The following is a 16,208-nucleotide window of genomic DNA, read 5'->3' on the forward strand; positions in this document are numbered from 1 at the left end:
GCTTATGAGCGATTTTCGCTCCACCCAGCCAGCGATCCTATAAACCTGTTCCATATCCGCCTCATGATAAATCGCAGCGGGATACGGATGGTTAATGACAAGCTGACAACACTTTCCAGTCACTTCTGATAACTGTGTAGGAAGTAACTTACGAGGGGCACACCTATATTTCCGCCGACCTTACGCGGACTGTGGGAGTAGGCTTGCCTGCGAAGAAGCTGATGCGGTGTTTCAGACATTCCGCGTGAAGCCATTCGCAGGCAAGCCTGCTCCCACAGGATTAATGAAACCGCTGTAGATACCCCACATGCTGCTGATGCGCCGTTGTTTGCAAAACTGGCTTGAGACGCACAGGCATACCCGGCAGGCATTGCGCCAGTCGCGCCAGTGACAACGGGGTCAAGGCCCCAAGTCTCGGGTACCCACCGATGGTTTGCCGGTCATTGAGCAGCACAATCGGCTGCCCGTCTGGCGGCACCTGGATCGCGCCCTGGGGAATGCCTTCGGAGATCATCGGTTTGCCCAGATAAATCAATTCAGGCCCCAGCAAACGAATGCCCATGCGGTCGGCGCGGCTGTCGAGGGTCCATTCGCTGTTGAAGGCATCGAACAGGCTCAGACCGCTGAACTGGCCGATCTGTGCGCCGAGCACCACCTCCAGCGGCGCATTGCCGGTGAAATCGGGAATCTGTTGATCCGGCAGCGAATGAAGCGCGAATGCAGCCCCTGAATAATTCAGGCAATCCCCTTTGGCCAGGGCCTTGCCCAGCCCATCCAGCCCGCCCAGCTCTTCACGCACAACCGTAGCGCAACTGCCAAGCACCTGCGGCGCGTCAAAACCACCTGGGGCCGCGAGATAAGCTCGCGCGCCCAGGAGGGGTTGAGTGAAGCGTAAACGCTGGCCCTTACCCATGAAAAAACTGCGCCACGGTGTCAGCGGCCGACTGTCCAGCATCGCGCCGAGATCGGCACCGGCCAGCGCCAGACAACAATCCTGTTCGGCGAGCAGCGTCAGGCCACCCAGCGTCACCTCGACCACGGCCGCGTCCAGTGGGTTGCCCAACAGTTTATTCGCCCAGGACATCGAGACCCAATCTGCCGCCCCGCCTTGGGTCACGCCCAAATGGCGAACGCCAAAACGTCCGGCGTCCTGCAATAGGCACAACGGTGTGCTCGCTTCGATCAACAACGCGCTCATACCCGTACCTCCAGTGGCGTGTCATCACCGCCCAGGCGAACAAACTCAGCATGTTCGATCGGCGTAAAACACACCGTATCGCCCGGCTGCATCAAGCTGTAACCCTCGCGTTGGCGGTCGAACAATTTGCTGGGCGTACGGCCGATCAGGTTCCAGCCTCCCGGTGACACCACCGGATAAGCCGCCGTTTGCCGTTCGGCGATGCCCACGCTACCGGCGGCAACGCGTTTACGCGGCGTGTTCAGGCGTGGCGTGGCGAGGATTTCTTCAACCAGCCCCATAAAGGCGAACCCCGGCGCGAAGCCCAAAGCGAACACCTGATATTCACGCTCGCTGTGATGCGCAATGACCTCGCTGACGCTCAAGCCGCTTCGCGCTGCCAACAAAGTCAGTTCCGGGCCGACGCTTAGGTCATACCAGACCGGTAGTACATGGCGTTTGCCAGTGGCCTGCGGATCAGGCGCAAGATCAGCCAGTGCCTGATGAATCAATTCCCGGGCCTGGTCCGGCGTCAATCGGGTCAGGTCGTAATGGACCATCAAGGTGGTGTAAGACGGCACCAGATCAATCAAGTGGCTGGCGAAGTTTTCACGCAATCGCGCACTGGCAGCGAGCATCCACGGCATATTGGCCTCGTCGATGGCATCGAACAGCCGTACCATCAAACAATCGATCGCCACCACTTCTATGCGTAATTTCATGACACCGATTGCTCACCCAGTGCTTCACGGATGCGCTGCACGGCGCTCACTGAACTGGCGTTATCGCCATGCACACAGAGAGTATCGGCCTTTAGACGCAACTCGCTGCCATCGCTGGCACGCAAGGGCTCACCACGGGACAGCGTGAGGGCTTGGGCGATGATCACTTCGGGGTCATGGTGCACGGCGCCCGGCAGTTGCCGCGAAACCAGGCGGCCAGCGCTGTCGTAGGCGCGGTCGGCAAACGCCTCGAACCACAACTGCACACCCAACTCATCACCCAGCGCTTGCGCGGCACTGTTGTCGCGAGTGGCCATCAGCATCAGTGGCAATTGCGCGTCGTAGCGGGCGATGGCCTGGATAACGGCACGCAACTGCTCAGGGTTGGCCATCATGTCGTTGTACATCGCACCATGAGGTTTGACATAACGCACGCGGCCACCTTGCGCCCGGCAAATACCGTCCAGCGCGCCGATCTGATAGTGCAGCAAGTCCTGGATTTCAGCCGGGGTACAGGCCATGGAGCGTCGACCAAAACCCACCAGATCAGGGTACGCCGGGTGCGCGCCGATCATGACGTTATGGGCCAGGGCCAGGCTCACTGTTTTACGCATGACGCTCGGATCACCGGCATGGAAGCCGCAGGCGATATTGGCGCAGTCAATAAACGGCATCACTTCAGCGTCCAGACCCATGGTCCAGGCACCGTAGCTTTCACCAATATCGCAATTCAATAACAGGCGGCCCATGGGGAATGTCCTGTGTGCGTTAAAGTTTGAGGAACTGGCCTCTGTGGAGCACATTTTTGAGTGTAATCGGACAGGGCGTCCAACGAATAAAACCAAGGTGCCGGGATAAGAAAAAGTGATGGGGTATTGCGACGCCTGTGAGATTGCTTTCGCAGGCAAGCCCGCTCCCACATCTATGCGCGGCGTGCCGGCGAACTATCGGCTATCGGCTATCGGCTAACGGGAATCCCGATCCAGCACTGGCTTGCGCCGACCGCCATAGATCACCCAGCCGATCAGCAGGAAGAAGCTCTCCACCAACAGCGCCAGCAGCAAGGCACAGACGATACCCCAGGCGATGACTTCCGGGACCAGCAGCACTTGATACGTATAGGCGTTGAAAGTTTCCCGGCGAATGTCCGGATTGGCGGCGTAGACCACATGCCATGCTTTGGCGTACCACGGGCCCTGCAGGGCTTGCCATTCGCGGTCGAGCAGTTGATCGCGGGTCAGCAACTGGCTGAGGCTGTCGGCATCACTGCGAAACACCGGGTCGTCACTGCTGCGGTAGTGCGCGACCAATGCCTGCAAATCGCCGTTGAAAAAGTGTTCGGCAGTGTCGGTGTAACCTTTCAGACCCTGCTGTGCCTCGATCAAGTGCGCTTCCACGCGCTTGCTGTAATCGCTGATGAATCCCGGGATCTGCACACCGAGTAACAGACCCGCCGTGAATAATACCAATCGCAGATAGCTTCGCAGCATAGGTCCCTCTCCTTCAGGTTCTACCTTGGCTCACGCATTCGCCGCGGCGCCACAGGCTCCACTCCCCCGGCTCGTAACGCGTCCAGGTCTCGTTTTCGGTCAGTGGTTCAGTGACGATCACCGTCACCACGTCATTGGGTGTGGTTTCTGCCTGAAAATCGACGATCACATCGACATCCTTCAAGCGAGCCGGGCCAAATGGCGCACGCCGAGTAATGTGCGCCAGCTTGCTCGAACAGAAGCAGAACAACCAATCACCATCGCTTAGCAGGCAATTGAATACACCTTTGCTGCGATATTCGGCGCAGGCATCGACCAATGACGGCAGCAATTGCTCGATCTCGACCGGTTCAGGGAAGGCTTCACGGACCCGATTGAGCAGATCACAGAAGGCCGCCTCGCTGTCGGTATCGCCTACCGGCCGGTAAAACGTTACGCGGGGATTGAACTGCGCCAATTGGCCGTTATGGGCGAAGCACCAGTTGCGGCCCCACAATTCACGGACGAAGGGATGGGTATTGGACAAGCAGACCTTACCGACATTGGCCTGACGGATATGGCCGATCACCACTTCGCTTTTGATGGGGTAGCGTTGCACCAGCAGCGCGACTTCCGATTCGCTGCTCGCTGCCGGGTCCTGAAACAGACGCAGGCCCCGCCCTTCGTAGAAGGCAATGCCCCAGCCATCACGATGTGGGCCGGTACGTCCACCGCGTTGTATCAGCCCAGTAAAGCTGAACACGATATCAGTCGGTACGTTGGCGCTCATGCCCAGTAATTCACACATGCTTAAACTCTCGCTTCAATACGTTCAGCAGTGATGGACGCGCCACTCGCAAGACCTGGCGCGCGTGCCAACGAAGCGGAATCTACAGGCGCGGTTCAACCCGTGCGCGGCTGCTGGCGCCAGGGGGTGCTGCTGGTTTGCGCCCGTAACGATCATTGTCGACTGGAGCAAAGGGTTCATCATCGGACTGCGCAGGCGTTGACTGTTCAGTCGAGGTTTTCGGCTCACGGGCTTTGCGGCGTCGCTCCAAAGGCCAGCGCACCAATGCAAAGAGAACGTACAGGCCAAAGGCGATCATTGTGTACATGGCCAGATCCGAAACCGCCCGCCAGACATTGCTGCCCACCTTGAAGGCCAGATCCAGTGCCGTGATGGCCACTGCCGGGGCAAACTTTTCCTTTACCGGGTCGATAATGGTCGGACTGAACAGCAGGACCGCCACCAGGACACGCAGCGGTTCGCGCAGCCAGCGCCACATCCAGCCGGTCAGCTTGAACGCTACCAAAAGGCAGCCAAGCGCAGCGAAGGCATAAAGGCCCCAAGCGAGCAGATAGTCGTTCTCGGTCATGACGTTCGTGGTAAGCCAGGCAAAGAGACGCTTATGATAACGGCTTTTCGCTAGTCCGGCTTCCCCGGCGTCAGTATTCGGTTGCCGCCCAGCGGCAACTCCCGGTTGAATCCACGTTTTTTATGGCCCGATTATTTTTATAGAGAGCCCAGCATGCCTTCATCCGCCACCCGTTTCACTGCGCCTATTGCTCGTCAGGACGCCGGTTCCGACCCTTATGCCTGGTTGCAGAACCGTGACACCGAAGAGGTGCTGGACTACCTCAAAGCCGAGAACGACTACCTGCAAACGCAATTGGCCGATCAAGATGCCCTGCGTGAAACCCTGTTCCAAGAGATAAAGGGCCGCATTCTCGAAACCGATCTGTCGCTGCCCTCTCCCTGGGGCCCGTTTTTGTATTACACGCGCACCACCGAGGGCGACGAATACGCACGGCACTACCGCTGCCCACGTCCGACGGATGACTCACTGCACGTCGATGAAGACCAACAACACTTGTTGCTCGACCCAAACGTGCTGGCCGCTGGCGGTTTTTTCTCGATGGGTGCGTTCAGCATCAGCCCCGATCATCAGCGTCTGGCCTACAGCCTCGATACCAGCGGCGAAGAGGTCTATCAGCTTTACGTCAAAGAGCTGAGCAGTGGCCAGGTCACCCGCCTGCCCTTCGAGGATTGCGACGGCAGCATGACGTGGGCAAACGACAGCCAGACACTGTTCTTTGGCGAACTGGATGACACCCATCGCCCGCACAAACTTTATCGTCATCACCTGGGCAACGACTCGGCGGACCTGGTGTTCAACGAACCGGACGGACGCTTCTTCCTCAATTGCTACCGCACAAGTTCCGAGCGGCAATTGGTGCTGTTGCTCAGCAGCAAAACCACCAGCGAAGCCTGGGTACTGGACGCGGAAAAGCCCGATCAGGCGTTCGTCTGCCTGGCGCCTCGTGTCGAAGGCCACGAATATTCGGCAGACCACGGTCAGATCGATGGCGTGTGGAGCTGGCTGATTCGCAGCAACCAAAGCGGTATCAACTTCGCCCTGTATCAGGCGGTAGAAAAAACCAGCGGTGCGCCGTCCCGTGAAGACTGGCAAACCCTGATCCCCCACAGCGACACGGTGATGTTCGAAGGGTTGAGCCTCAATGCCAAAGGCATGAGCCTGAGCCTGCGTGAAGGCGGTCTGCCGATCATTGAAGTGCATCCCCAAGGCCTGCCGTCTTATCGTGTGCAATTGCCCGATGCCGCGTACAGCCTGTATGTGCAGGACACGCTGGAGTTCAACAGCGACACGATTCGCCTGCGCTACCAGTCGCTAAATCGCCCGGCCCAGGTGCGCCAATTGGCGCTGGCCACCGGCGAGCAAGTGGTGCTCAAGGAAACCCCGGTGCTCGGCCCGTTCGACGCCGATGCCTACGTCAGTCAGCGGTTATGGGCTACTGCTGCCGACGGTACCCAGGTGCCGATCAGCCTGGTGGTCAAGCGTGAACTTCAGGGTCAATCGACGCCCGTGTACCTCTATGGTTACGGCGCTTATGGCGAAAGCCTTGATCCGTGGTTCTCCCATGCTCGCTTGAGCCTGCTTGATCGCGGCATCGCATTCGCCATCGCCCACGTGCGGGGTGGCGGCGAATTGGGCGAAGCCTGGTATCGCGATGGCAAGCAAGAACACAAGCAGAACACCTTCGGCGACTTCATTGCCTGCGCCGAACATTTGATCGCCAACGGCCTGACCACTGCCGGGCAATTGGTCATCAGTGGCGGCAGCGCGGGGGGGTTGTTGATCGGCGCAGTACTCAATCAGCGCCCTGAGCTGTTCAAGGCAGCGATTGCCGAAGTGCCCTTTGTCGATGTGCTGAACACCATGCTCGATCCGGACCTGCCGCTGACCGTCACGGAATACGACGAATGGGGTAACCCGGAGGAAGCAGACGTGTACGAGCGCATCAAGGGTTACGCGCCGTATGAAAACGTCAGCGCTCAGCCTTACCCGGCAACCCTGGTGATCGCCGGTTACAACGACACCCGCGTGCAGTATTGGGAAGCGGCAAAGTGGGTGGCGAAATTGCGCGCCAACAAAACTGACGATCACCTGTTGCTACTCAGGACCGAACTGGGCGCAGGGCATGGCGGCATGAGCGGGCGCTATCAGGGTCTACGTGATGTCGCGCTGGAATACGCATTCATTTTTAAAGTGCTGCAACTTGACTGAGGGAACTCCCATCAATTGATGGGTCTTAGTGATGGGTCTGCGTCGCAGGCCCTTTCCATCGCCCCCTTCTCCAACCAAAAACAAGACTGTCGAGCCATGTCAGAACCCACCGCCCTGAACAATGAAATCCGCGACATGTTGATGGACTGCGGTCTGTTCAATACCTTGCTGCCTGCCGACTTTCAGGCGGCAGCGGGCTATTTCAGCATTAGCACCACCGAGCAAGGTCAAGAAATATTCAAGGAAGGCGATGCCGGCAGCTTCATGTGCATCATCCATTCCGGCACGGTCTCGGTGCGCAAGCTCAACAGCGACGAGCAACCCATCGAAATCGCCAACCTGCGCAAAGGCCGCGCATTCGGCGAAATGGCGGTGCTTGACGGTGAACGCCGCTCAGCCAGTTGCCTCGCAGCCACCCCTTGTTGCTTACTGAATCTGGGCAAGGACTCGCTGGATAAAATGCTCAACGACGCGCCAAAGATTGCCGCAAAAATCATTCGCGCTATTGCCGTCGCGTTATCTAAACGATTGCGCATGGTCGATGGGCAGTTGCTCTCGCAGCAGGTCTGATCGCTACAGATCCTTTTGCGTGGTGTCTTTTTGCGACGAGTCGTCTTGTTGACTGTCTTTACTGTCGTCTTGCTCAATGTCCGGTACCGATTGGTCTTTGGGCGGACGCGGCATTTCGATTTTTGGCAGCAGCGGCGCATTGCCTTCGCCCCCACTCGCGCGAGGGGTGCTGGGCGGCATCACCTGCGGATAAGGCGTCGGCGTTGCTGTACCGGGCGAACCGGGGGTCGGTGTCGTGGGAACAGGTTGCAGATTGTCTGCATAAACGGCAGTTACCGAGAGCGCTGCCAGGACAATCGCCGTTAGAATAGAGCGCTTCATCAATGGCCTCCGATGCCAAGCAATTTTTGTCCGGCTCAGGCTACTCCTTGCGCGACAAAGTTGCCCTCTCAAAAGCTACCTTTCAATGAGTTCTCAATGAAACGTTTCGTTCTGCTCGACACCACTCCGATTCCCGATAACGGCGGTGCCTTGTGCCTGTTCGAGTATGGCGAAGATTTCGTGATCAAAATTCAGGGCGGCGATGGCGGCCAGTTGATGAACACACGCATGCACGGGTCCGAAGACGCGCTTGCCGAAATCCCCTGTAAAAAAGTCACCCATCGTGTGCTTCCACGCGTGTTGATTGGCGGATTGGGCATGGGCTTCACCCTGGCCTCTGCGCTCAAGCACCTGGGTAAAAACGCTGAGGTCGTGGTCGCCGAGTTGGTGCCTGGCGTGGTCGAGTGGAATCGCGGCCCGTTGGGAGAGAAGTCGGGCAATCCATTGCTCGATCCCCGGGCTAAAATTGTCGTTCAGGATGTCGCTCAGGTGCTCAAGAGCGAGCCCCAAGGCTTCGACGCGATCATGCTTGACGTCGATAACGGCCCTGAAGGGTTGACGCAGAAGTCCAACAGCTGGCTCTATTCGTCTGGCGGTCTCAGCGCCTGCGCCCAGGCGCTGCGCCCCAAAGGCATCCTGGCCGTGTGGTCCGCCGGCGCCGATCAGAAGTTTTCCGACAAGCTGCGCAAAGCCGGTTTCAAGGCAGAAGAGGTTCAGGTGTTCGCCCACGGCAACAAGGGCACCCGGCATACCATCTGGATCGCGGAAAAACTCAAAGGCTGATCGCGCAGCAAAGCGCTAAACTTGCATTCATTACCGATCAGTAAAACAGGTGAAACCCATGAGTTCGGCCACCCCACCCTCCCACACCGCCAAGCTGGACCGCATTCTGGCCGACAACCAGCGCGACCGTGAGATGGGTTACCGCGACAAAGCGTTAAAAATGTACCCCCATGTCTGCGGCCGCTGTGCCCGTGAGTTCGCAGGCAAGCGCTTGAGCGAATTGACCGTGCACCACCGCGATCACAACCACGACAACAACCCGCAGGATGGCTCCAACTGGGAGCTGCTGTGCCTGTACTGCCACGACAATGAACACTCTCGGTACACCGATCAGCAGTACTTCGCTGAAGGCTCGACCAGCAGCCCGAAAATTGCCAAAGCGACCCACAACCCTTTTGCCGCCTTGGCGGGGTTGATGAAGAAAGACGAGTAGCCGGTAAATGATGATCGCGCCCACCCTCTGCGTGGGAACGATCATCTATGCCGTATAATCGCTGCCTTTCCTTCAAGAGCACCGGCACGTGGCGAATAAACGGTACAGCTGCATTGGTTTGTATAACCCTAAATCCCCGGAAAACGTCGGTTCGGTGATGCGTGCGGCTGGTTGCTATGGCGTGGCGTCGGTGTTCTACACCGGCAAACGTTACGAGCGCGCCCGTGATTTCATCACTGACACCAAAAAAGTCCATCAAGACATTCCACTGATCGGCATCGACGACCTGAAGAAGATTCTTCCTCTAGGCTGCGTCCCGGTCGCCGTGGAGCTGGTCGAGGGCGCCCGCTCGCTGCCTGAATACACCCACCCGGATCGCGCTATCTACATCTTCGGCCCTGAAGACGGCACGCTGGATAAAAGCATCCGTGACTGGTGCGAAGACGTTGTGTACATCCCCACCACGGGCTGCATGAACCTGGCAGCGACCGTCAATGTCGTGCTGTACGACCGCATGGCCAAAGGCAACAACACCCGGTCCGGTCCCAAGTTCTGAAATTCCACGGCGACCGATGATGACGATCCCGATTGAACAGTTTTGTGCGGGGGCAGTCAGCTTTACTGAACTCACCTCATCTCATCATGGAGAACGATCATGAGCGACATCCCAGCCGTTGAACGCATTGACTCTACCCCTTTCCAGACTCATCCCCAGCAAAACGTACACGGCTGGGAGCGCGCAGCCTCTTTGGCAGGCGGCGTACTGATGATGGGCAAAGGTCTGCGCCGTGGCGGCTTTTTGGGTCTGATCCAGTTGGCCATTGGCGGTGCGGTGCTGGCACGCGGGATCACCGGGCACTGCGGGGCTAAAAGCGTGATCGAACAGAGCCGCAGCAATATGAACAAGGCCCGTTCACGCATCGAACGCGTCGGCGCGGAGCTGAGCGCATTGAAAACCAATGCAGAAGTCGCCACCGAAACGGCGACGGTGACTGGCAATGATTCGTTGAAGAGCTCGAAAGCAGGGGTTTGATTCAAACCTTGCGGCGCCTGACATGGCGCTATCGCGAATGAATTAGCTCCCACAGCCTTCTTTGTGGGGGCGCCTGACATTCGCGAAGAGACCTACCGCAACAACCCGCTTGCCAACACCTTCGACGGGCCGCCGATCACGCTTTCACTGAGCTGGATAAATTCTTTAGTGCTCACGGTGTCCAGGCGCATCAAGCCCTGACTGATGTCATCGAGCGACTTTTTGTTGCCGGTCTGCTGGCGGATTTCACGGTCCAGGTCCTGCAATAACAACACGGCCCGAGCGACAGTCGCAGCATTGATCCCCACCCCACGCAACGTCGTCACCTTGCCACTGACCTTGGTCAGGTTTGCCTGCACGTTTTGATAGCGCTCTTCACTCATGCCACCCGCACGGCGCACCAACTCGATGGCGTAATACTCGGCCAGCCCATCGCTGATCCAGTCGCTGTGATGATTGCCATTGATCCGGCTGAACACATGGACCAATTCGCGCACCAACGGGCTGGTGCCGGCTTCGCTGATCAACGGCCGAGCGCTATTGAGGTAAATCGAATTATTGGCCGCCACCGCGCCGCGCCACATCGGGTCAGCCGCCCCCACCACCAGTAACTTGGGTGGGTTACGCGGAAACACCTGTTGCAGCTGCGGCCAAACGAACGTCAGCAGGGTCAACACGTCCATCCGGCGCATGCCCTGGCCTTGCGGGGCTGTCACGGTGACATCGGTTTCGCCCAAGCGGGTACGACGGCTGCCAAGCGTACCGGCCAACATCCAGCCTTTCGGACGATCGAACAGGCGCGAGATATTATTTATTCGAAAGCGATTTTTGCCAATACGCGGCCAAGCGGTTTCGACACTGCTCCAGCCGTTTGGCAGTTCGAACTCAAGACGCGAGACCAATTCGGTACCGTCCTGCTGATCCAGTCGGGCTGGAGGCACCAGATCCTCACCGCGCATCAACGCCCAATTCGGGGTCATCCGCGTGTCGAAACTCGCGGCCTTGTTTGAGGCTACATTTGCAGGCGCGTGTGCATGGCTGATACGCACACGATAGGTCAGGCTTGCCTTGCCGCTGGCCGGTCGCCAAATCCCGCGCTGACTTCCCACCGCTTGCCCTGCAGTGATCTGCCACTCGCCATCAGCCTTGAAATTGCTGTAGCCGTTGTTGTTACCCAGATCGAAATCGAAACTGCGCACCGCCGACCCCTTCGCCAGGGTCAGGCGGACTTCGGCCTGATCGCTCTGTGGCAACAGTTTTACGTGGTAATCCAGATCGACTTTTTTCGCCGCCAGCAACGGCGTACATATCAGTAACAGCAGCAAGGACAATGGCAGTGGGGAACGCACAGGCTTACGACTCCTTGTAGAACATGACGACTTTAGCCCGCCCGAAAAATCAGATGCTCTTCCCAGTCGTCTTCAGGCACGCTGTTCTCACTGAGCATGCGCCCGGACTGAGAGATGCGCTCATGGTGGACCGCGTCGCGATCACCGCACACCAAATGGTGCCAGAGCGGTAGATCCTTGCCTTCGCTGACCAAGCGGTAGCCGCAGGTAGGTGGCAGCCATTTGAATTCATCGGCCTGGCCTGGCGTCAATTGAATACAGTCCGGCACTGTCGCGCGGCGATTGCTGTAATCGGTGCATTGGCAAGTTTTCAGGTCCAGCAGCTTGCAGGCGATGCGCGTGTAATAAACGCTGTTGTCGTCTTCATCTTCGAGTTTTTGCAGACAGCACAGACCGCAGCCATCGCACAGCGACTCCCACTCGTCCTGATCGAGTTGATAGAGGGTTTTGCGTATCCAGAAAGGTTCGACTTTAGCGGCCATGGGTTTGGGCAATCAGCATCAAAGAATGAAAGGCCGCCAGTCTAGTGGCACGAGAGGCGCGGGCCAAGCATTGGCGACTGTCGGTAAGGCCAGACTTGTCAGATGTCGGCCGGCAACGTAGCTTTATCAGCCCGATTTCGACGATGCCTGCCGCCCACGGCCCATCTCGGCGCACCCGGCAAGGCCTGATGAGCGCCCTGCTGAACTGTCTACCTTTTGTCATTTGGTCAGGATATTCATGAGCATTAACCCCCGCATCGCCGATTACCCGATCGACCCGCAATTCACTGATCGCTGGTCGCCACGCGCCTTCACCGCAGAGGCCATTACCGAGGAAACCCTGCTGAGCTTTTTTGAAGCCGCACGCTGGGCGCCGTCGGCCTATAACTCGCAGCCTTGGCGCTTTCTGTACGCTCGCCGCGACACGCCGAACTGGGAACGCTTCCTCGGCCTGCTCAATGAATTCAACCGCGGTTGGGCGCAGCACGCATCGGCGCTGGTGATCGTGATCTCGAAAACCACCTTCACAGCCCCCGGCGCCACCGAAGAAACCCCGGCCCTGTGGCACACCTTCGACACCGGGTCGGCCTGGGGCCATCTCGCCCTGCAAGCAAGCCTGAGCGGCTGGCACACCCATGGCATGGCCGGTTTCGATCAGGAACTGACCCGTAAAGAACTGAAGATCCCAGAAGGCTATGACCTGCACGCAGCGGTTGCCATTGGCAAGCTCGGCGACAAAGCAACCCTGGCTGAATACCTGCAAGCCAAGGAAACCCCAAGCCCACGCCGCCCGCTGTCAGAGCTGGCAGCCGAAGGCGATTTCAGTTTGTAAGCCGATTGCAGATACTTGTGCAGGCTGTGTGGGAGCGAATTCATTCGCGAAGGCGTTGTGCCAGACAACGATGATGTTGAATGTGCCGACCTCTTCGCGAATAAATTCGCTCCCACAGAATTTCGCAGGGCTTCAATAACCCCGCGAAAAGTCCACTTCTCCGCGTAACGCCTCTCCCGCCTGAAACGCCCGCAAGTTATCGACAAACAACTGGACCATCGCTACTGGCGAAGTAGGGGCCGAACTGTGCCCGGTCAACAGCAAACCCCACGCTGTCCAGAAGGGATGACGTTGCGGCAAGGGTTCCTGACGGCAGACATCGATCACTGCGCCCGCCAAGTGCCCTTCCTTCAGCGCTTCGACCAGATCCGCATCAACCACCGCCACACCACGCCCGACGTTGATGAACACGCCGGTAGGCTTGAATTTAGCGAACAGTTTCGCATCGTACAGATCATGGGTTTCCGGGGTATTGGGCAGCAGATTGATGACGTAATCTACTTCGCCGACCAGACGATCCAGATCCGCCAGAACGCCCACTTCGACGAACGGCGCCTGAGTGCGCGGTGACGAGGCAATGCCATACAGCTCAACGCCGAACGGCAGCAGAAACTGCGCGACGCTCAAGCCGATATCACCGGCACCGACAATCAACGCCTTGCGCCCGGCCAGGCTCTGACCCCGTCGGTTGTCCCATTTGCGTTCGACCTGGCTGACCAGCCGCGCCAGTACTTCACGCTCATGGCCCAGCATGTAGGTCAGCACAAACTCCGCCATGACCTGACCGAAGATACCCACGGCACGAGTCAGTCGGTATTCACGGGGCAGACCTTCAGCCAGTAACGGGGTGACCCCGGCCCAGGTCGATTGCAGCCACTGCGGGGTATGCCCCTGGCGTAACAGAGTGGCCAACAGATCCGGCTGACCCAGCCAGACCGGGCAGTCTGCAGCCATTCGGGACAGCTCGGCCGAATCACCGGTACTCATGACCTGCACATCGGGTGCAAGCTGACCCAGCAATTGGGTGTAAAGGGGGTAATCGTGCTCAGCAATCAGAACGCGCATGGCTCAAAACCTTTAAAAACAAAACATGCGTCTATCAATGGGGGCCGGCCCCCATCGATGTCAGTCGCGCTCAAGAAGCAGTCCGTTACGCCAACGTATCGGGCAAGCGCCCTTTACAGAGGATCGTTGCGGCGCAGCAGCTCTTCGGGCAGATGCTCGATGTACTCGTCTTCTGCCGGCGGCATTTGCAGGTGATAGCCCTGCTTGTCGAGATTCTCAAGCACCTGATTAATGTCCTCGCGGGACAACTTGCGCTCCGGGCTAAGCACCAGATCGAAGGTATGGGTCGGTGGCCCGAAAGCGATCAGCAAGTCTGCTGGCACCTTTTTGAGCGCATCGCTTTTGAGCACGTACAAGTACATCTCGTTTTTACGCGGGCTTTTATAAATGGAGCAAATACGTTTCAAGGCTGTTCTCCAGCAGAGGCAAGGCTGTCGAGCAGCGCTTGGCCCATCAGTTCGCGGCGCCAGCCACGCAGCGAATCAGGCAATTGATAGGGACCATTGGGATAGCCGCTTTTCAGCAGCGCTTCGAGGGTCTTTTTGCGCAGCATCAGTTCAGGGGCCATGTTCAGCCGTTCCGCTTGTTGCTGGCCGATAACGCGCAACGTCTTCAGGACCGCGGCGGCTTCGATAGGCAATGGCTCGGGCAACGCTTGTGGCCACTGCTCTGGAGGCAGGCTGGCGGACTTCTTGATCAGATCGATCAGAAACTCTCCGTCCTGACGCACGGTTTTGGGATGAATATCTTCAATTTTCGCCAACGCGGCAAGGTTGTCCGGCTGGGTTTTGGCCAAAGGCCAGAGTGAATGTTCGCGGACAACCCGGTTACGCGGCAAGTTACGGGCCCGCGCCTCGCGCTCGCGCCAGGCACACAGCTCGCGCAGCACCGCCAACTGGGCGCGGGACAATTTCCACGCCAGTTTGGCTTCACGGTAAAGCTCGTCGGGATCGGTTTCGCGGCGCAGATTGGCGACCAGCTCGGCACCGTCATCAAGCAACCAGGCGTGCTTATCTTCAGACAGCTTGGGCTGCAGAACGCTGTAGACCTCGGCCAAATGCACCGCATCTTCTGCGGCATAACTGATCTGAGTCTCGGACAACGGACGCTGCAACCAGTCGGAACGGGTTTCGCCCTTAGGCAGGTCGATCCCCAGCACTTCCTGAACCAGGCGCGAGTACCCCATGGAAAACCCGAGGTTCAAGTACGCGGCAGCCAACTGCGTGTCGAACAGTGGCGCAGGCAGGCTGCCGGTCAAGCGCAGCAATACCTCCAGGTCTTCACTGCAGGCGTGAACCACTTTTATCACCGCAGGGTTTTCGAGCAGCGCGCACAGGGGTCGCCAGTCGTTGATCAGCAACGGATCGATCAGGTAGGCACGCGCACCATCACCGATCTGCAACAGCGCGGCAATCGGGTAAAAAGTGTCGACCCGCATGAATTCGGTGTCGAGGGCGACAAAGGGCAATGACTGCCACTCGGCGCAATGTTGGGCGAGGCTGGCGTCGTCGCGAATCCAGTGAATATCGATGGCCACACGGCTCTCCCTTGAAGAATGGCGCGCAGTATATATCGCCCTCACCGATTACCGCGCATCCGCGCTGCAAGTCTTGAACAACTTCGTGCGATCCACCGGGAGGAACCCGACCGACTATCGGATTAAAGCTTATGATTTACGCAACACGTAGACCCGCCACATCGCATAGCCGGGCAAAAAATCATGATGGCCGATGATCTGGAAACCGGCCTGCTCGAACTCGGCTTCTATGGCGGCCTTGCCCACCACAAAGCGATTCATCCTTGCAGCCGTCGGTTCAGCGCTCGCACGGTAGCGTTCCAGGCGTTTGCGACGCCAGGCTTTGATATTGCCATCCACCCACAGAGATACGATGACGGTGTCGCGGGTCACTCGATGGAACTCGCGCAGGATAGCCGAACGACGATCACCCTCTGCGACGTGATGGAAAAGACGCATGCAGAAAATGCAGTCGACAGCATTGGCCGACAGATCGATGGAGAACGGCGAAGCCTGGAAGGTCTTGATCCGCTTGAGCTTTTCAACGGAAAAGTTGGCCTTGGCGATGGCAAGCATCTCCGATGAGTCGTCCGCCGCAAGGACCACCCGGTTGGCATGTTCGGTCAGCACCGGCCAAAAATGGCCCGCGCCGCTGGGCAAGGCCAGGACCAACCCCGGGTCGCCAGCCACCTTCAAGGCACGTCGAGCCAACTGCTCGTCACGCCAGTGGCCCAGTCGTCCTGAAAGCCCAAGAGAGTGCTTTTCCAGAGAGCGCTGAGCGTGTTTCTGCTCGCACTGCCTGGAAATATCATGATCAATCGGTGAGGGTGGTTGCGCGGACATGGCCAGCAGACTCTTTTTAGATGATC

General features: G+C 58.3%; 20 protein-coding genes. 7 read left to right on the top strand and 13 right to left on the bottom strand.

Going from position 1 to position 16,208, the window contains the following annotated elements:
- Positions 1-280 precede the first annotated feature (280 nt).
- The 6 genes from AC1ME2_RS05970 to AC1ME2_RS05995 all read right to left on the bottom strand — a co-directional run bounded on the left by AC1ME2_RS05970 (position 281) and on the right by AC1ME2_RS05995 (position 4,744).
- Positions 281-1,198, bottom strand: a complete 918-nt coding sequence (locus AC1ME2_RS05970) for a 5-oxoprolinase subunit C family protein (protein ID WP_480439875.1) — start codon at positions 1,196-1,198, stop codon at positions 281-283.
- Positions 1,195-1,899: a 5-oxoprolinase subunit PxpB gene (pxpB, locus tag AC1ME2_RS05975; RefSeq protein ID WP_480439876.1), complete on the bottom strand. Its 705-nt coding sequence runs from the start codon at positions 1,897-1,899 to the stop codon at positions 1,195-1,197. Before pxpB ends, AC1ME2_RS05970 begins: the two co-directional genes overlap by 4 nt.
- Positions 1,896-2,648 carry a 5-oxoprolinase subunit PxpA gene (locus tag AC1ME2_RS05980; protein WP_480439877.1) on the bottom strand — a complete coding sequence of 251 codons (753 nt, stop codon included), beginning with the start codon at positions 2,646-2,648 and terminating at the stop codon, positions 1,896-1,898. The genes pxpB and AC1ME2_RS05980 overlap by 4 nt, the downstream gene beginning before the upstream one ends.
- A 216-nt stretch (positions 2,649-2,864) precedes the next feature.
- Complete coding sequence (locus tag AC1ME2_RS05985) at positions 2,865-3,389, bottom strand: DUF2937 family protein (protein ID WP_480439878.1); 525 nt, start codon at positions 3,387-3,389, stop codon at positions 2,865-2,867.
- 13 nt (positions 3,390-3,402) lie between these two features.
- Positions 3,403-4,176: a class II glutamine amidotransferase gene (locus tag AC1ME2_RS05990; RefSeq protein WP_480439879.1), complete on the bottom strand. Its 774-nt coding sequence runs from the start codon at positions 4,174-4,176 to the stop codon at positions 3,403-3,405.
- A gap of 82 nt (positions 4,177-4,258) precedes the next feature.
- Entirely contained in the window at positions 4,259-4,744 is a 486-nt protein-coding gene (locus AC1ME2_RS05995) for an MFS transporter (protein ID WP_480439880.1), read from the bottom strand.
- A 153-nt stretch (positions 4,745-4,897) separates the two neighbouring features.
- Between AC1ME2_RS05995 and AC1ME2_RS06000 the strand changes: the two genes are divergently transcribed.
- Both AC1ME2_RS06000 and AC1ME2_RS06005 read left to right on the top strand, forming a co-directional pair.
- The gene (locus tag AC1ME2_RS06000; RefSeq protein WP_480439881.1) at positions 4,898-6,955 is read left to right on the top strand and encodes a S9 family peptidase; all 2,058 of its coding nucleotides are present in this window, start codon (positions 4,898-4,900) and stop codon (positions 6,953-6,955) included.
- Positions 6,956-7,051: 96 nt separating this feature from the next.
- Positions 7,052-7,525, top strand: a complete 474-nt coding sequence (locus tag AC1ME2_RS06005; protein WP_480439882.1) for a cyclic nucleotide-binding domain-containing protein — start codon at positions 7,052-7,054, stop codon at positions 7,523-7,525.
- 3 nt (positions 7,526-7,528) lie between these two features.
- Here AC1ME2_RS06005 and AC1ME2_RS06010 read toward each other — a convergent pair whose 3' ends face one another.
- Complete coding sequence (locus AC1ME2_RS06010) at positions 7,529-7,846, bottom strand: hypothetical protein (RefSeq protein WP_480439883.1); 318 nt, start codon at positions 7,844-7,846, stop codon at positions 7,529-7,531.
- 96 nt (positions 7,847-7,942) lie between these two features.
- Here AC1ME2_RS06010 and AC1ME2_RS06015 point away from each other — a divergent pair, with 96 nt between their 5' ends.
- The 4 genes from AC1ME2_RS06015 (at position 7,943) to AC1ME2_RS06030 (ending at position 10,095) form a co-directional block, all read left to right on the top strand.
- Positions 7,943-8,629, top strand: coding sequence for a spermidine synthase (locus AC1ME2_RS06015; RefSeq protein ID WP_480439884.1), 687 nt, complete (start codon positions 7,943-7,945; stop codon positions 8,627-8,629).
- A 58-nt stretch (positions 8,630-8,687) separates the two neighbouring features.
- Positions 8,688-9,062 carry a YajD family HNH nuclease gene (locus tag AC1ME2_RS06020; protein WP_480439885.1) on the top strand — a complete coding sequence of 125 codons (375 nt, stop codon included), beginning with the start codon at positions 8,688-8,690 and terminating at the stop codon, positions 9,060-9,062.
- A gap of 88 nt (positions 9,063-9,150) precedes the next feature.
- Positions 9,151-9,618 carry an RNA methyltransferase gene (locus AC1ME2_RS06025; RefSeq protein WP_219064228.1) on the top strand — a complete coding sequence of 156 codons (468 nt, stop codon included), beginning with the start codon at positions 9,151-9,153 and terminating at the stop codon, positions 9,616-9,618.
- A 99-nt stretch (positions 9,619-9,717) separates the two neighbouring features.
- Complete coding sequence (locus AC1ME2_RS06030; protein ID WP_480439886.1) at positions 9,718-10,095, top strand: YgaP family membrane protein; 378 nt, start codon at positions 9,718-9,720, stop codon at positions 10,093-10,095.
- A gap of 92 nt (positions 10,096-10,187) precedes the next feature.
- Here the strand turns inward: AC1ME2_RS06030 and AC1ME2_RS06035 are convergent, their stop codons facing one another.
- Both AC1ME2_RS06035 and AC1ME2_RS06040 read right to left on the bottom strand, forming a co-directional pair.
- Complete coding sequence (locus AC1ME2_RS06035; protein ID WP_480439887.1) at positions 10,188-11,444, bottom strand: hypothetical protein; 1,257 nt, start codon at positions 11,442-11,444, stop codon at positions 10,188-10,190.
- Positions 11,445-11,476: 32 nt separating this feature from the next.
- Positions 11,477-11,926, bottom strand: a complete 450-nt coding sequence (locus tag AC1ME2_RS06040) for a YcgN family cysteine cluster protein (protein WP_480439888.1) — start codon at positions 11,924-11,926, stop codon at positions 11,477-11,479.
- 238 nt (positions 11,927-12,164) lie between these two features.
- Here AC1ME2_RS06040 and AC1ME2_RS06045 point away from each other — a divergent pair, with 238 nt between their 5' ends.
- Positions 12,165-12,758, top strand: a complete 594-nt coding sequence (locus AC1ME2_RS06045) for a nitroreductase family protein (protein ID WP_480439889.1) — start codon at positions 12,165-12,167, stop codon at positions 12,756-12,758.
- A gap of 132 nt (positions 12,759-12,890) precedes the next feature.
- Here AC1ME2_RS06045 and AC1ME2_RS06050 read toward each other — a convergent pair whose 3' ends face one another.
- The 4 genes from AC1ME2_RS06050 to AC1ME2_RS06065 all read right to left on the bottom strand — a co-directional run bounded on the left by AC1ME2_RS06050 (position 12,891) and on the right by AC1ME2_RS06065 (position 16,182).
- Positions 12,891-13,823, bottom strand: a complete 933-nt coding sequence (locus AC1ME2_RS06050) for a D-2-hydroxyacid dehydrogenase (RefSeq protein WP_480439890.1) — start codon at positions 13,821-13,823, stop codon at positions 12,891-12,893.
- A gap of 113 nt (positions 13,824-13,936) precedes the next feature.
- Positions 13,937-14,230 (bottom strand): YcgL domain-containing protein, encoded by a 294-nt coding sequence (locus tag AC1ME2_RS06055; RefSeq protein ID WP_480439891.1) that lies wholly within the window; start codon positions 14,228-14,230, stop codon positions 13,937-13,939.
- Entirely contained in the window at positions 14,227-15,360 is a 1,134-nt protein-coding gene (rnd, locus tag AC1ME2_RS06060; RefSeq protein ID WP_480439892.1) for a ribonuclease D, read from the bottom strand. The genes AC1ME2_RS06055 and rnd overlap by 4 nt, the downstream gene beginning before the upstream one ends.
- Positions 15,361-15,489: 129 nt before the next feature.
- The gene (locus tag AC1ME2_RS06065) at positions 15,490-16,182 is read right to left on the bottom strand and encodes a class I SAM-dependent methyltransferase (protein ID WP_480439893.1); all 693 of its coding nucleotides are present in this window, start codon (positions 16,180-16,182) and stop codon (positions 15,490-15,492) included.
- Between the last annotated feature and the right edge of the window lie 26 nt (positions 16,183-16,208).

This window comes from Pseudomonas sp. ASL9 (assembly GCF_056680335.1).

What these genes read in the sequence shown, in the direction of transcription:
- AC1ME2_RS05970 (WP_480439875.1), bottom strand. Translation starts at nt 1,198, where the DNA reads ATGAGCGCGTTGTTGATCGAAGCGAGCACACCGTTGTGCCTATTGCAG.
- pxpB (WP_480439876.1), bottom strand. Translation starts at nt 1,899, where the DNA reads ATGAAATTACGCATAGAAGTGGTGGCGATCGATTGTTTGATGGTACGG.
- AC1ME2_RS05980 (WP_480439877.1), bottom strand. Translation starts at nt 2,648, where the DNA reads ATGGGCCGCCTGTTATTGAATTGCGATATTGGTGAAAGCTACGGTGCC.
- AC1ME2_RS05985 (WP_480439878.1), bottom strand. Translation starts at nt 3,389, where the DNA reads ATGCTGCGAAGCTATCTGCGATTGGTATTATTCACGGCGGGTCTGTTA.
- AC1ME2_RS05990 (WP_480439879.1), bottom strand. Translation starts at nt 4,176, where the DNA reads ATGTGTGAATTACTGGGCATGAGCGCCAACGTACCGACTGATATCGTG.
- AC1ME2_RS05995 (WP_480439880.1), bottom strand. Translation starts at nt 4,744, where the DNA reads ATGACCGAGAACGACTATCTGCTCGCTTGGGGCCTTTATGCCTTCGCT.
- AC1ME2_RS06000 (WP_480439881.1), top strand. Translation starts at nt 4,898, where the DNA reads ATGCCTTCATCCGCCACCCGTTTCACTGCGCCTATTGCTCGTCAGGAC.
- AC1ME2_RS06005 (WP_480439882.1), top strand. Translation starts at nt 7,052, where the DNA reads ATGTCAGAACCCACCGCCCTGAACAATGAAATCCGCGACATGTTGATG.
- AC1ME2_RS06010 (WP_480439883.1), bottom strand. Translation starts at nt 7,846, where the DNA reads ATGAAGCGCTCTATTCTAACGGCGATTGTCCTGGCAGCGCTCTCGGTA.
- AC1ME2_RS06015 (WP_480439884.1), top strand. Translation starts at nt 7,943, where the DNA reads ATGAAACGTTTCGTTCTGCTCGACACCACTCCGATTCCCGATAACGGC.
- AC1ME2_RS06020 (WP_480439885.1), top strand. Translation starts at nt 8,688, where the DNA reads ATGAGTTCGGCCACCCCACCCTCCCACACCGCCAAGCTGGACCGCATT.
- AC1ME2_RS06030 (WP_480439886.1), top strand. Translation starts at nt 9,718, where the DNA reads ATGAGCGACATCCCAGCCGTTGAACGCATTGACTCTACCCCTTTCCAG.
- AC1ME2_RS06040 (WP_480439888.1), bottom strand. Translation starts at nt 11,926, where the DNA reads ATGGCCGCTAAAGTCGAACCTTTCTGGATACGCAAAACCCTCTATCAA.
- AC1ME2_RS06045 (WP_480439889.1), top strand. Translation starts at nt 12,165, where the DNA reads ATGAGCATTAACCCCCGCATCGCCGATTACCCGATCGACCCGCAATTC.
- AC1ME2_RS06050 (WP_480439890.1), bottom strand. Translation starts at nt 13,823, where the DNA reads ATGCGCGTTCTGATTGCTGAGCACGATTACCCCCTTTACACCCAATTG.
- AC1ME2_RS06065 (WP_480439893.1), bottom strand. Translation starts at nt 16,182, where the DNA reads ATGTCCGCGCAACCACCCTCACCGATTGATCATGATATTTCCAGGCAG.